This is a genomic window from Polynucleobacter sp. AP-Titi-500A-B4 (assembly GCF_018688095.1).
Lineage (GTDB): Bacteria > Pseudomonadota > Gammaproteobacteria > Burkholderiales > Burkholderiaceae > Polynucleobacter.
In genome coordinates this window covers 985,545-998,930 of the sequence record NZ_CP061311.1, presented here as the reverse complement: position 1 = coordinate 998,930, position 13,386 = coordinate 985,545, and the positions used below count along the sequence as shown (strand labels likewise).

General features: G+C 44.9%; 12 protein-coding genes and 3 tRNA genes. 5 read left to right on the top strand and 10 right to left on the bottom strand.

Going from position 1 to position 13,386, the window contains the following annotated elements; genetic code table 11:
• Window positions 1-4 precede the first annotated feature (4 nt).
• Complete coding sequence (gene hyi, locus FD968_RS05165) at window positions 5-784, bottom strand: hydroxypyruvate isomerase (protein WP_215367793.1); 780 nt, start codon at window positions 782-784, stop codon at window positions 5-7.
• Between the two features lie 152 nt (window positions 785-936).
• Between hyi and FD968_RS05160 the strand changes: the two genes are divergently transcribed.
• Both FD968_RS05160 and FD968_RS05155 read left to right on the top strand, forming a co-directional pair.
• Window positions 937-1,542 (top strand): hypothetical protein, encoded by a 606-nt coding sequence (locus FD968_RS05160; protein ID WP_215367791.1) that lies wholly within the window; start codon window positions 937-939, stop codon window positions 1,540-1,542.
• 9 nt (window positions 1,543-1,551) lie between these two features.
• Window positions 1,552-2,385 (top strand): M48 family metallopeptidase, encoded by an 834-nt coding sequence (locus tag FD968_RS05155; RefSeq protein WP_215367789.1) that lies wholly within the window; start codon window positions 1,552-1,554, stop codon window positions 2,383-2,385.
• Window positions 2,386-2,445: 60 nt separating this feature from the next.
• On the opposite strand, the gene FD968_RS05150 is transcribed toward FD968_RS05155, so the two are convergent.
• The 4 genes from FD968_RS05150 to gltX form a co-directional block, all read right to left on the bottom strand.
• Window positions 2,446-2,522 (bottom strand) — tRNA-Asp (locus tag FD968_RS05150).
• A 42-nt stretch (window positions 2,523-2,564) separates the two neighbouring features.
• Window positions 2,565-2,640 (bottom strand) — tRNA-Glu (locus FD968_RS05145).
• A gap of 34 nt (window positions 2,641-2,674) precedes the next feature.
• Window positions 2,675-2,750, bottom strand: a tRNA-Ala gene (locus FD968_RS05140).
• A 78-nt stretch (window positions 2,751-2,828) separates the two neighbouring features.
• On the bottom strand, window positions 2,829-4,226 hold the full coding sequence (gene gltX / locus FD968_RS05135) for a glutamate--tRNA ligase (RefSeq protein WP_215367787.1): 1,398 nt from the start codon (window positions 4,224-4,226) through the stop codon (window positions 2,829-2,831).
• Window positions 4,227-4,290: 64 nt separating this feature from the next.
• Between gltX and FD968_RS05130 the strand changes: the two genes are divergently transcribed.
• Window positions 4,291-5,256, top strand: coding sequence for an Hsp33 family molecular chaperone HslO (locus FD968_RS05130; RefSeq protein ID WP_215367785.1), 966 nt, complete (start codon window positions 4,291-4,293; stop codon window positions 5,254-5,256).
• Between the two features lie 3 nt (window positions 5,257-5,259).
• Here FD968_RS05130 and ftsB read toward each other — a convergent pair whose 3' ends face one another.
• Genes ftsB through FD968_RS05110 form a run of 4 tightly spaced genes read right to left on the bottom strand, consistent with a single transcriptional unit; the run spans window position 5,260 to window position 9,460 of the window.
• Entirely contained in the window at window positions 5,260-5,565 is a 306-nt protein-coding gene (gene ftsB / locus FD968_RS05125) for a cell division protein FtsB (protein ID WP_215367783.1), read from the bottom strand.
• Between the two features lie 14 nt (window positions 5,566-5,579).
• Window positions 5,580-6,866 carry a phosphopyruvate hydratase gene (eno, locus tag FD968_RS05120; RefSeq protein ID WP_215367782.1) on the bottom strand — a complete coding sequence of 429 codons (1,287 nt, stop codon included), beginning with the start codon at window positions 6,864-6,866 and terminating at the stop codon, window positions 5,580-5,582.
• 59 nt (window positions 6,867-6,925) lie between these two features.
• Complete coding sequence (gene kdsA, locus FD968_RS05115; RefSeq protein WP_215367780.1) at window positions 6,926-7,789, bottom strand: 3-deoxy-8-phosphooctulonate synthase; 864 nt, start codon at window positions 7,787-7,789, stop codon at window positions 6,926-6,928.
• Between the two features lie 9 nt (window positions 7,790-7,798).
• Window positions 7,799-9,460, bottom strand: a complete 1,662-nt coding sequence (locus tag FD968_RS05110) for a CTP synthase (protein ID WP_215367778.1) — start codon at window positions 9,458-9,460, stop codon at window positions 7,799-7,801.
• A gap of 94 nt (window positions 9,461-9,554) precedes the next feature.
• Between FD968_RS05110 and FD968_RS05105 the strand changes: the two genes are divergently transcribed.
• Together FD968_RS05105 and FD968_RS05100 are read left to right on the top strand one after the other, a co-directional pair.
• Window positions 9,555-9,761 (top strand): superinfection immunity protein, encoded by a 207-nt coding sequence (locus tag FD968_RS05105; protein WP_371817747.1) that lies wholly within the window; start codon window positions 9,555-9,557, stop codon window positions 9,759-9,761.
• A 190-nt stretch (window positions 9,762-9,951) separates the two neighbouring features.
• Window positions 9,952-12,537, top strand: coding sequence for a bifunctional aconitate hydratase 2/2-methylisocitrate dehydratase (locus FD968_RS05100; RefSeq protein WP_215367776.1), 2,586 nt, complete (start codon window positions 9,952-9,954; stop codon window positions 12,535-12,537).
• An 83-nt stretch (window positions 12,538-12,620) separates the two neighbouring features.
• On the opposite strand, the gene FD968_RS05095 is transcribed toward FD968_RS05100, so the two are convergent.
• Complete coding sequence (locus FD968_RS05095; RefSeq protein WP_251367651.1) at window positions 12,621-13,385, bottom strand: spermidine synthase; 765 nt, start codon at window positions 13,383-13,385, stop codon at window positions 12,621-12,623.
• Between the last annotated feature and the right edge of the window lies 1 nt (window position 13,386).

Sequence of the window (13,386 nt, the reverse complement as noted above, 5' to 3'; positions counted from 1 at the left end):
TGTTTTATGAATTAAGCTGTTTGATCCAACCAAGACCTGCCTCAGTGCTACTAGCAGGCTTGTATTCGCAGCCGATCCAGCCTTGATAGCCAATGCGATCAAGAAAGTTGAATAAGTAAGCGTAATTGATTTCACCAGTACCAGGCTCATTACGTCCTGGATTGTCAGCGAGCTGAATATGTCCGATTTTGGATAAATTCTTTTCAATGGTATTTGCCAGCTCCCCTTCCATGCGTTGGGCATGGTAGATGTCATATTGAATCAATAGATTGCTAGCACCCACCTCTGCCAAGACTTCGCCGGCTTGTTTCGTTGTACTAAGAAAGAATCCTGGAATATCGAAAGTATTGATAGGCTCAATCAATAGATTGAGATTTGCTTTTTTAAGCTCAGCAGCGGCAAAACGAAGGTTTTCTACAAAGGTTGCATGAAGTACTTTCTGATCAACCCCTTCAGGAGTTTTGCCAGCCAAACAATTGAGTTGTTGAACGCCCAGAACTTTGGCGTACTCAATTGCTTTTGTAACTCCGTTACGAAATTCATCTACGCGATCAGGATGACAAGCAATACCACGCTCTCCAGCATCCCAGTCACCCGCTGGCAAGTTATGTAAAACCAGTTTGAGCTGGTTCCGTTCTAATAACTCTTTAATCTCTGTTGCAGAAAATGCGTAAGGAAAAAGGAACTCAACAGCCTTAAAACCTGCCTTGCTTGCCCTTTCAAAGCGCTCTAAAAATGGAGCCTCAGTAAATAGCATGGTTAAGTTAGCAGCAAATTGTGGCATCGCAAACCTTTGAAAGGAATAAGAATGAAGGAATAATCTTAACAAAGAAGCGAGTTTTCTTCTTGAATGACTTAGAGGCTCATTTAGAGGCTAAATATCGATAAAAGTAGGCTAATATTGAATTTAGATACATTTATCCAATAAGGAAAACAATGAATACCAACATTCTCAAGATCTCCCTGGCCCTTGCAACCAGCGTAGCGTTCTCAAGCACTATTTTTGCTCAATCTAGCGCCAACTCTGCAGGAAGCAAGCCAATGGTGATTGATGCTGCTGTAGTGGATAACAGCTACCTTCTTTACGAAGGCAACGTTTTAAAGACCGATAAAAAAACTCGCACCATTACATTCAAAAATAATGAAGGTGAGTCAAAGTTTGTTGCCGGACCAGAGATTAAAAATTTCGATCAAATTAAAAAAGGTGATCGTCTGAGCGTTACCTACCAATTGGCTGTAGCAATTGAGCTAATTAAAACGAAGAGCGATGGTGTTCGTAGCAAAGTAGAAACCAACACAGTGACTACTTCTAAGGCCAATGAAAAGCCTGCTGAAACTATTTCAAACAAAACAACCATTATTGCGGATATCGTGGAAGTAAATCGTGAGAAGAAGCTGGTCTCTGTCAAGGGTCCAAGTGGCAAGATTACTACCGTGACCGTCAAGAACCCTGCCCTGCTTGCTGATGTCAATGTTGGGGAACAAGTCAAAGTGATTTATTACGATGCAATGGCTGCTTCTATTACATCTCCAAAAAAATAAGAGTAGTTAATGCAGTTACTGGCAGTATGTTTTAAGGTAGTTACTACCCTCACGCTTACGACCCTCCTCTTGGCCTGCGCTAATACCACCAGGTCAGGGGCGGTAGGTGTCAATCGATCACAGTTCCTGGTAGTTTCAGCATCTGAAGTCGATCGCTTGTCTGCGATTAGCTACAACGAGCAGAATCAAAAAGCCAAAGAAAAAAATATCCTCATTACTTCAGGGCCTGAGTACGATCGTCTCAAGGCAATCTCTAATCGTCTCATTTCTCAGACGGGAGTCTTTCGTGATGACGCTCGTCAGTGGAACTGGCAACTAGTATTAATTAACGCACCAATCTTAAATGCCACTTGTGCACCAGGCGGAAAGATCACTTTTTATACAGGATTAATTGAACAACTCAATCTTACTGATGATGAAATTGCAGCCATCATGGGGCATGAAATTGCACATGCATTACGTGAGCATGGTCGGGAGCGACTTTCACAAGCTATGGCGCAAAGTGCAGTCACAAATATTGCTTTAGCAGCAGCAGGCGGCTATGGATCAGCTATCAGCGCGGCCAATCAAGCAGCACAATATGTCTTAGTGCTTCCTAACTCCAGACAAAACGAATCAGAAGCTGACGCTATTGGCGTTGAGCTAGCAGCTAGAGCTGGATATAACCCTCAGGCTGCGATCACTGTTTGGCAGAAAATGAATAAGGCGACACAAGGAAAAGGTACGTTTGAGTTTCTATCGACCCATCCATCTGGAGATACCAGAATTGAACAGCTTTCAGAGCTGATGCCAGCGGTTCAGCCTTTATATATGGCCGCACCCAAACCAAAAGCTAGCAAGTAAGTTACATCATTTTCTGAAAATAAAAATGCCTCCGATTAAGGAGGCATTTTTAATGGAATTTGGCGGAACGGACGGGACTCGAACCCGCGACCCTCTGCGTGACAGGCAGATATTCTAACCAACTGAACTACCGCTCCAAATTACAACCAATAAAACGACTACAACTACCAAAAAAAATTTGGCGTCCCCAGGGGGATTCGAACCCCCGTACTCACCGTGAAAGGGTGATGTCCTAGGCCTCTAGACGATGGGGACCTGGACTACTACAAACTACTTTGTCATGAATACTTGGTGGAGATAAGCGGGATCGAACCGCTGACCTCTTGCATGCCATGCAAGCGCTCTCCCAGCTGAGCTATACCCCCGAAATCTCGCAATAAAACCACAAGACACTCAAAACAATCCAAGATTTTAGCCTATTTTTGTGCATCTGCGCAAATTGGCTATTGGACCACCTTGGAGAGCCTGTTTACAGCCTCTTCTTTACCCAAAACCACTAGTACAGAATCGATAGCGGGAGTCTGAGTTGTCGCAAATAGTGCGTAACGAACCGGCATTGCTAAGGCAGGCATTTTGAGTTGATGATTAGCCAGAACTTGCTTAAATGCAGCGCTATACCCTTCCTTACTAGGCTGAGCATTTTCGATGGCTGCAATCAAATCTTTTAACGCAGGAACAACAGTCGCAGGAATATTTTCAGAGATTTGTTGCGCACTTAATTGTGGTGCTGGCAAATAGAATAATTTAGAGCCTTCAGCAATTTCAATTAAGGTGTTGGCACGATCTTTTAATAATGCAACGACTTGTGTAAAGTCTGGACCACTTTCTGTGTCAATACCCAATTCGTGTGCAAATGGTTTTGTTGCTTGCGCCAACTTGGCCGGGTCTGCATTTTGAATGTATTGATGGTTAAGCCAAAGTAATTTTTCTGGATTATGTTGAGCTGGTGAACGGCCTAAGCTATCTAAGTCAAACCAATTCACAAATTGTTCTTTGGTAAATACCTCTGCATCACCATGTGACCAACCCAAACGGGCCAAGTAATTCAAGATGGCTTCAGGTAGGTAACCTGCTTTTTGATAATCGCGCACACTCATGGCGCCATTGCGTTTACTCATCTTCTCACCAGAGTCATTTAAGACTGTTGGTAGATGGGCATAGACCGGGGGTGTGCCGCCCAGGGCTTTCATAATGTTAATTTGGCGTGGAGTATTGTTGACATGATCATCGCCACGAATGACGTGGGTAATCTTCATGTCCAAATCATCCACAACTACACAAAAGTTATAGGTCGGCGTGCCATCTGGTCTTGCAATGACTAAGTCATCCAACTCGTCATTAGAAATTTCAATTTGCCCTTTTACGGCATCTTCCCAAATAACTGAACCACCAATTGGATTCTTAAACCGAATAACTGGTAATACTCCTTCAGGAACAGCTGGTAAGGTTTTGCCTTGTTCTGGTCTCCACATACCGTTATAACGAGGCTTTTCTTTATTGGCCATCTGCTGATCACGAAGTTTATTAAGTTCCTCTTCGCTCATATAACAGGGGTAGGCTATTCCAGACTCCAGCATTTGTTTGATCACCTCACGATAGCGATCAATGCGCTGCATTTGGTAGATGGGTCCCTCATCAATATCCATACCCAACCACGCCATACCCTCAATGATGACATCCACAGCCTCTTGTGTAGAGCGTTCTAAATCAGTGTCTTCTATGCGAAGTATGAAATCGCCTTTATTGTGGCGTGCAAAGGCCCATGGGTAGAGAGCGCTGCGAAGGTTTCCCAGATGAATAAAGCCCGTGGGACTAGGGGCGAAACGTGTACGAATATGCATAAACCGTATTATCTCAGGTCAGCCAAAATGACACCAAATTCAAAAAACGTGGATACTTTCATTTATGAATGAATTGCTTGTATTTATGTGTGATGGCGCCCCGGTCCGCGGGGAAATAGTCTCGATTGGAACAGCCTGGCGGGCCGTTTTAGAGCGTCGAAATGACCCTCCGGCGGTACGTCGCATCTTGGGTGATTTTGTGGGTGCCGCAACCCTACTCAGCGCAAGCCTAAAGTTTGATGGCACTCTGATCATCCAGGCTCAAAGTAAGGGCCCTATTCAACTGCTAGTGGTTGAATGCAAGTCTGATCTCTCAATGCGTGCGACGGTAAAGCTCTCGGTGGACCCATCTGAAATTTCAGCCGATGCCGCTTTAGGCGATCTATTAGATGCCAGTAATTCCGGCAGGCTTGTCATTACACTGGATCCAGCGGATCGGGAGCCAGGTCAACCACCTTATCAAGGTATTGTTGCCCTTCAGGAACATCGAGGCAATGTGATTCAACCGGTGTCTAGTGCAGCCGAGGCCATTGCTCTGTATATGCAAAATTCTGAGCAACTAGATACTCGTATATGGCTTAGCTCTAACGACACTCATATCGGCGGCCTTTTATTGCAACGACTTCCTAATTCAGGAGGTCATGCCCATCTAGATCCACAAGTAGCAGCTGAAGGTTGGTCGCGCATTCAAACCTTAGGCGAAACCATTACTGATGAAGAACTATTAACCCTACCTCCAGACACCATCTTGCGACGTTTATTCCTTGAGGAGTCAGCCGAGAATGGCGTGAGAAGCTTCCCTGCCAGACCTATTCGCTTTGCTTGCCGATGCTCTCGCACAAAAGTTGCTGATGTCTTGAGAATGTTGGGCGAAGAGGAAGTGCAAAGTATTCTGGCCGAACAAGGTGCTGTAGAAACCATCTGCGACTTCTGCGCAAAACCATACCGCTTTGATGCGGTTGATTGTCTGCAAGTCTTTAAAACGGATTTATTGAGTGACGCTACTAGACCACCATCTAGGGGTCACTGAGATTTATTGCTTAGTAGCCTGAGCTGCTGGTGCTTTATCTGCTGGCAATATTTGTACAAAAAATTCGCCTTCTTTAATTAAGCCATGCTCAACACGAGCACGTTCTTCAATCGCGCGTGTACCATCTTTTAAATCTTTAACATCGCCCGCAAGCTTTGCGTTCCGTAAAGCCAAGAGGCTATTTTTAGCCTCTTGAAGCTCTACCTGCTTTTCCATTTCATATACCTTGAGCCATCCACCCTTCCCCAGCCAAAGTGGGTACTGGATTGCGATGAGCAATACCAGCATAGAGTAGATGACGATCCGCATAGAGGACGTGGCTCTTAACGTTTCAAGTTATAGAAAACAGACTTGCCTGGATAGCTTGCTACATCACCCAAATCTTCTTCAATGCGCAAGAGTTGATTGTATTTAGCAATACGGTCAGAACGTGACAAGGAGCCAGTCTTAATTTGTCCAGCATTGGTGCCAACGGCAATATCAGCAATAGTGCTATCTTCTGTTTCGCCAGAGCGATGAGAAATCACTGCTGTGTAGTTAGCACGCTTAGCCATCTCAATCGCAGCAAACGTCTCTGTCAAAGTACCAATCTGGTTGATCTTGATCAGAATGGAATTGGCGATACCCTTCTCAATACCTTCCTTAAGGATACGAGTATTGGTTACAAAGAGATCATCACCCACTAGCTGAATCTTTTTACCTAATTTCTTGGTGATATCAGCCCATCCATCCCAGTCACTTTCGTGCATACCATCTTCAATTGAAACAATGGGGAACTGATCAGCCAAGTTACCGAGATAGTCAGAGAACTCGCTTGAGCTCAATTGAAGACCCTCTCCTGATAAATGATATTTACCATCTTTATAGAACTCGCTAGCTGCACAATCTAAGGCCAAGAGGACATCTTCGCCAGCTTGATAACCAGCACCTTCAATGGCCTTCATAATCGTTTGCAAGCACTCTTGGTTACTCTTAAAGTTTGGTGCAAATCCACCTTCATCGCCAACGGTGGTTGGCATACCTTGGGCGCCAATGATCTTTTTGAGCTCATGGAAAATTTCAGCACCGCAACGTAAGGCATCACGGAAGTTTTCTGCACCAACTGGCATCACCATAAATTCTTGGATGTCTAGGCTATTGTTAGCATGTGCACCGCCATTAACAATATTCATCATTGGAACCGGTAATTGCATACCACCAGAACCGCCAAAATAACGATAGAGAGGCAGGCCAGCTTCTTCAGCAGCCGCTCTTGCTACCGCCATGGAAACCGCTAGAGTTGCATTTGCACCAAGGCGCGCTTTGTTATGTGTGCCATCTAAATCGATGAGTGTGTGATCTAAGAAGGCTTGTTCGCTAGCATCTAAACCTAGAATAGTTTCTGCAATCTCAACATTAATATTTTGAACCGCTTTCAGTACGCCTTTACCCAAGTAACGAGATTTATCTCCGTCACGCAGTTCAATCGCTTCACGCGAACCTGTAGACGCTCCTGATGGAACCGCTGCACGACCCATTACACCAGACTCGAGTAAAACATCGCACTCTACTGTTGGGTTGCCGCGTGAATCCAGAATTTCTCTACCGATGATGTCAACAATGGCGCTCATGCACCTTCTCCTTAAAACAAGATGAAATGGGATGTATTAATTGAATTAACAAAAATCAATTACTGAAAACTATTTTCTAAAAAAGGGCCTGTGGATTTCACAACCGTATCGATTGCGACCAAAGATTCCAATAACTCACTCATGCGATTGAGTGGCACCGCATTAGGGCCGTCAGATAGGGCATTAGCAGGATCAGGATGCGTCTCCATAAAGAGCCCGCTGATACCAACCGCTATTGCAGCACGAGCCAAAACGGGCACAAACTCTCGTTGACCACCGCTGGAGCTACCTTGACCGCCTGGCAATTGCACTGAGTGAGTTGCATCAAATACCACTGGTGCATTTGACTCACGCAAGATAGCTAGGCTGCGCATATCGGATACAAGATTGTTATATCCAAATGAAGCACCACGCTCACAGACCATAAATTGATCTGGAAGATTTTTTTCTGCTGCCGCAGCCCTGGCCTTCTCAATCACATTCAGCATCTCATGTGGCGAGAGAAACTGACCTTTTTTAAAGTTCACTGGCTTGCCACTCTGAGCGCAAGCACGAATAAAGTCTGTCTGTCTGCATAAGAATGCAGGTGTTTGCAAAACATCTACAACGCTTGCGACCGCGGCTATCTCAGTGATGTCATGCACATCTGTCAATACGGAAACGCCAACTTGCTTTTTAACCTTAGCCAGAATTTCCAGACCCTTATCCATACCAAGGCCGCGGAATGATGTTCCAGATGAACGATTGGCTTTATCAAATGAGGATTTATAAATAAAAGGAATCTTTAAGGCAGAGGTAATTTCTTTAAGCTCACCTGCAATATCAATCGCAGATTGCTCAGACTCGATAACGCATGGGCCGGCAATTAAGAAGAAGCGCTGATCTAGACCAGCATTAAAACCACAAAGCTTAAATGTGCTCATAGCTTCCTCTTAGGCGACCTGTTTTAATGCAGCATTTTGATGCGCAAGCGCTGCATTGATAAAGGCCGAGAACAATGGGTGGCCATCACGCGGGGTAGAAGTAAATTCTGGGTGAAACTGCACGCCAAAGAACCAAGGATGCATTGATTCTGGCAGCTCCATCATTTCAGGCAAGGACTCATTTGGAGTTCTTGCAGAAATAATTAAGCCTGATTGCTCAAGTTTCGGCACATAAATATTATTAACCTCATAACGATGGCGATGACGTTCATTTACTTCAGTGCCATAAATACGATTAGCTAAAGTATTCGCCTTCACTGGGCAGCGCTGTGAACCTAGACGCATTGTTCCGCCCATATCAGAATCATTTGTGCGCTTTTCTACACGCCCTTCTCTATCTAACCACTCGGTGATTAGGGCTACAACAGGACTATCAGTTTCTGGATCAAATTCAGTGCTATTAGCTTTAGAAATATTAGCTACATGTCGAGCAAACTCGATAACAGCTAATTGCATTCCCAAGCAAATGCCTAAATAAGGAACTTGATTCTCGCGCGCATAACGAATAGCAGCAATTTTTCCTTCTGTACCGCGTTTGCCAAAACCGCCAGGAACCAAAATCGCATCAAGCTTCTTAAGGCAATCAACGCCGTCTTTTTCAATCACTTCAGAATCGATGTAATTAATATTGACGCGGGTATGGGTATGGATTCCTGCGTGACGCAAGGCTTCAATCAGGGATTTATAGGATTCCGTTAACTCAACATACTTACCAACCATGCCGATCGTCACTTCGTGTTTAGGGTTCGCTAATTCATAAACTAACTTCGCCCAAACAGAAAGATCTGCAGGTTTTGCATTGATTTGTAATTCACGACAGATCAAATCATCCATGCCCTGTGCATGAAGCATTTCTGGAATCTTGTAAATCGTGTCAACGTCCCATACAGAAATCACTGCTTCTTCACGAACATTCGAGAACAAAGAAATCTTCGCACGTTCATCATCCGGAATAGGACGATCAGCGCGACAAAGCAATACTGTTGGCATGATGCCAATCTCGCGTAGCTTTTGAACCGAGTGCTGAGTGGGTTTTGTTTTTAACTCCCCTGCACTGCTAATGAAAGGCACCAAAGTCAAATGAACAAAGGCGCAGCTATGAACAGGCAAGCGCAGACTCATCTGCCTTGCTGCCTCTAAAAATGGTAGGGATTCGATATCACCTACTGTACCGCCAATTTCACAAATCGCAATATCTGCTTTGCCATCATGGCTTGCTTTTGCACCACGCTCTACAAAGGCTTGAATCTCATTTGTAATATGCGGAATGACCTGAACTGTTTTACCGAGGTATTCGCCACGACGTTCTTTGCTAATCACTGACTCATAAATTTGGCCAGTAGTAAAGTTATTGCTCTTGCGCATCTTCGCTGATACGAAACGCTCATAGTGACCCAAGTCCAAATCCGTTTCCGCACCGTCTTCGGTTACGAAAACTTCTCCATGCTGGAGTGGGCTCATAGTGCCCGGGTCAACGTTGATATAGGGATCTAATTTTAGGAGGGTGACTTTCAGGCCGCGGGATTCAAGAATCGCGGCAAGCGAGGCAGCTGCGATTCCTTTCCCTAAAGAAGAAACCACACCACCAGTGACAAAAACGTATTTGGTCATCGCTTAAGCTCTGTTGGAAAAAGTAATTATAACGATAGCCAATGCTAGTTTTGGAATTTTAAAATGGGTAATATGGTCATTTAGCCCACCCTAAATGCTCTATTTACAGCTTATGCGCCTGCTATTTGCCATATTAATTACCCTTTTATCGCTCTTTTACTTCCTGCCTTTTGCAATTGCTTTCCATAAAAAGCGTGCCAATACTGGAGCAATTTTTGCCCTAAACCTATTTTTAGGATGGTCTTTAATCGGTTGGGTGATTGCCTTGGTTTGGGCGCTTAAGGAAGAACGTGTAATTTAGGCATTTTTGAGTGCTTTTCGTCTGTTATTTAGGTGAAAAATCCATTTTTTTGATAATTTGCCAGACCACCATAAATCCTTAGGGTTTAAACTCTTATATAAGACTTAAATTACTCACTATAATTGAGGTAATCGGGTGAAAATGCCCGTTTGGCCTTTCTATTGAACACTTTTACCTCATAGGAAACACAATGTTAGAAGCCTATAACGCACAAGTTGCTGAAAGAGCAGCTCTTGGCATTCCAGCCCTCCCCTTGACCAAGGATCAAACTGCTGAATTAGTAAAGCTACTTAAAAACCCACCTGCGGGTAAAGAGGCTGAGTTAGTAGATCTCATTACTCATCGTGTTCCTGCTGGTGTTGATGATGCCGCCAAGGTAAAAGCAGAATTTTTAGATGCCGTTGCAAAGGGTACAGAAAAATCTCCTTTGATTTCTCGCATCAAGGCAACTGAATTATTGGGCACCATGCTCGGTGGTTACAACATCAAACCGTTAGTAGAGCTTTTATCCGATGCCGAATGTGGCACAGTTGCTGCAGAAGCACTCAAGAAAACTCTCCTCATGTTTGACTACTTTAATGACGTGCAAGAGCTTGCTGAAAAAGGCAATGCCAACGCTAAAGCAGTCATGAAGAGCTGGGCTGACGCCGAGTGGTTTACTAGTCGCCCCGCTGTTCCAGAGAGTATGAAGCTCACCGTCTTTAAAGTCACTGGCGAAACTAATACTGATGACCTCTCACCTGCACCCGATGCTTGGAGTCGTCCAGATATTCCATTGCATGCAACGATCATGCTCAAGAATCCACGTCCAGGCATTGAGCCTGATGAGTCTGGCGTTCGGGGTCCAATGAAGCAAATTGCCGCGCTCCAGAAAAAAGGCAATCAAATTGCCTATGTTGGCGACGTAGTGGGTACAGGATCATCTCGTAAGTCAGCGACCAACTCCGTTCTCTGGTGGACTGGCCAAGATATTCCATTCGTTCCAAACAAGCGTTTTGGTGGCGTTTGCCTTGGTGGCAATATTGCCCCGATCTTCTTCAACACCATGGAAGATTCTGGTGCACTCCCGATCGAATTAGATGTATCGCAAATGAATATGGGTGATGAGATTGAACTTCGCCCATACGAAGGCAAGGTATTTAAAAATGGTCAAGAAATCACGACTTTCGCCCTCAAATCCCCGGTAATCTTGGATGAAGTGCGTGCCGGTGGTCGTATTCCGCTGATCGTAGGTCGTGGCTTATCCGCAAAGGCGCGTGCTGCCCTTGGCTTGCCAGCATCTACAGAATTCCGCCTTCCAGTCAGCCCTCCTGATAACAAAAAAGGGTTCAGCTTGGCGCAAAAAATGGTTGGACGCGCCTGTGGCTTACCAGAAGGTCAAGGCGTACGCCCTGGTACTTATTGCGAACCACGTATGACGACTGTTGGTTCACAAGACACCACTGGTCCAATGACGCGTGATGAATTGAAAGACTTAGCTTGCTTAGGCTTCTCATCTGACTTGGTCATGCAGTCTTTCTGCCATACCTCCGCCTATCCAAAACCAGTCGACATTCGCACTCAACATGAATTACCGCCATTTATGACCAATCGTGGTGGCGTTGCTTTACGTCCAGGTGATGGCGTAATTCACAGCTGGTTAAATCGTTTACTCCTGCCAGATACCTGCGGTACTGGTGGCGATAGCCACACTCGCTTCCCAATTGGTATTTCCTTCCCCGCTGGTTCTGGCTTAGTTGCTTTTGCTGCTGCTACAGGAGTCATGCCATTAGATATGCCTGAGTCTGTATTGGTGCGCTTCAAAGGCAAGATGCAGCCTGGTATCACCTTGCGAGACCTAGTCAATGCGATTCCTTTGTATGCGATCAAAAAAGGTTTGTTAACGGTTGAGAAACAAGGCAAAAAGAATATTTTCTCTGGCCGCATTCTAGAAATCGAAGGTCTGCCTGATCTAAAAGTTGAACAAGCATTTGAGTTATCCGATGCATCTGCTGAGCGCTCTGCTGGCGGCTGTACTGTTCACCTCAACAAAGAACCCATCATTGAGTACATGCAATCGAACATCACTTTGATGAAGTGGATGATTGCCAATGGCTATGAAGATAAGCGTACTCTTGGACGCCGCATTAAAGCGATGGAAGCTTGGATTGCAAACCCACAATTGCTCAAAGCTGATGCCAATGCAGACTATGCAGAAATCATCGAAATCAATATCGATGAAATCAAAGAACCAATCCTTGCATGCCCTAACGATCCAGATGATGTCAAAGTATTGTCTGAAGTTGCTGGTGATAAGATTGATGAAGTCTTTATCGGTTCTTGCATGACCAACATTGGTCACTTCCGTGCAGCTGGTCAAGTATTGCAAGGTAAGAAAGATATGCCAACCCGCTTATGGGTCGCACCCCCAACCAAGATGGACGCCATGATCTTGATGGAGGAAGGCTACTACGGTATGTTAGGTGCAGCTGGTGCTCGCATGGAGAGTCCAGGCTGTTCTTTGTGTATGGGTAACCAAGCTCAGATCCGTAAGGGCTCCACAGCGGTATCAACCTCAACACGTAACTTCCCTAACCGCTTGGGTATTGATACCCGAGTGTATTTAGCTTCTGCTGAGTTAGCCTCTGTAGCAGCGCTCTTGGGTCGCCTGCCGACTCCTGCCGAGTATTTGGAACAAGTGAAAGCGCTTGATGCCAAGGCTGGTGATGTCTATAAATACATGAGCTTTGACAAGATCAAGTCATTTAGTGACGTTGCCGATACTGTAGCGGTGTAATTAGTAATGCTTCCAACCTAGCAATAGCTTCGGAAATAAAAAAGGCGATCAATCGATCGCCTTTTTCTTTTGCGCTAAATCTGTTAAATCGAGAGTTTATTTTCTTGTCTAGCATTTTCACGGCTAATTCCGGAGACCCATTTACTGGTTGGCAATCCAGTTTTTTCCATGATGAGTTTGGCACGTTTGGATACATCCTTCCATTCAGCCTCCAATTTAGGTCCCTTGAAAGCGATCGCCACAACATTGCAGTCATGAGACTCTGGAAACAATAAAACACGATTATCAAATGCTTCGCAAATGTTCTTAAGGTTGATATCGAAGCTTTTGTGACGGGAAAATAAGTTAACCGTCATGACGCCAGGAGCCTTCAGGATATCAAAGCAGCCTTTATAAAAATCTAAGGAGCTAGCAGCAGGCCCATCGCAAATAGCGTCATATAGATCTACTTGGACGGCATCAAATTGATTCTGGTATTTCTTGGACTGAACAAATGTCTTGGCATCTGCTTGAAAGGTTTCTAATCTACGATCATCATCGGCCATAAAGAACATCGATCTTGCAGCAACGATCACTGCGGGATTGAGCTCGACAACCGTTGTTTTGACTGCTGGGCAATAGCGATGCTGAAACTTAGCTAAGGCACCAGTTCCCAGACCTAGCTGAGCAATCTTCATACCAGGCTTAGTCTCTAAAAATAATAGCCAAGCCATCATCTGCTGGTTGTATTCCAGGTAAATCTCATCGGGATCCCGAATACGCATAGCCCCTTGAATGAGTTCGGTCCCAAAATGCAGATAGCGAATTCCACCGCTCTCTGAAAAGGTAACCGGCTCCATCAACATCATT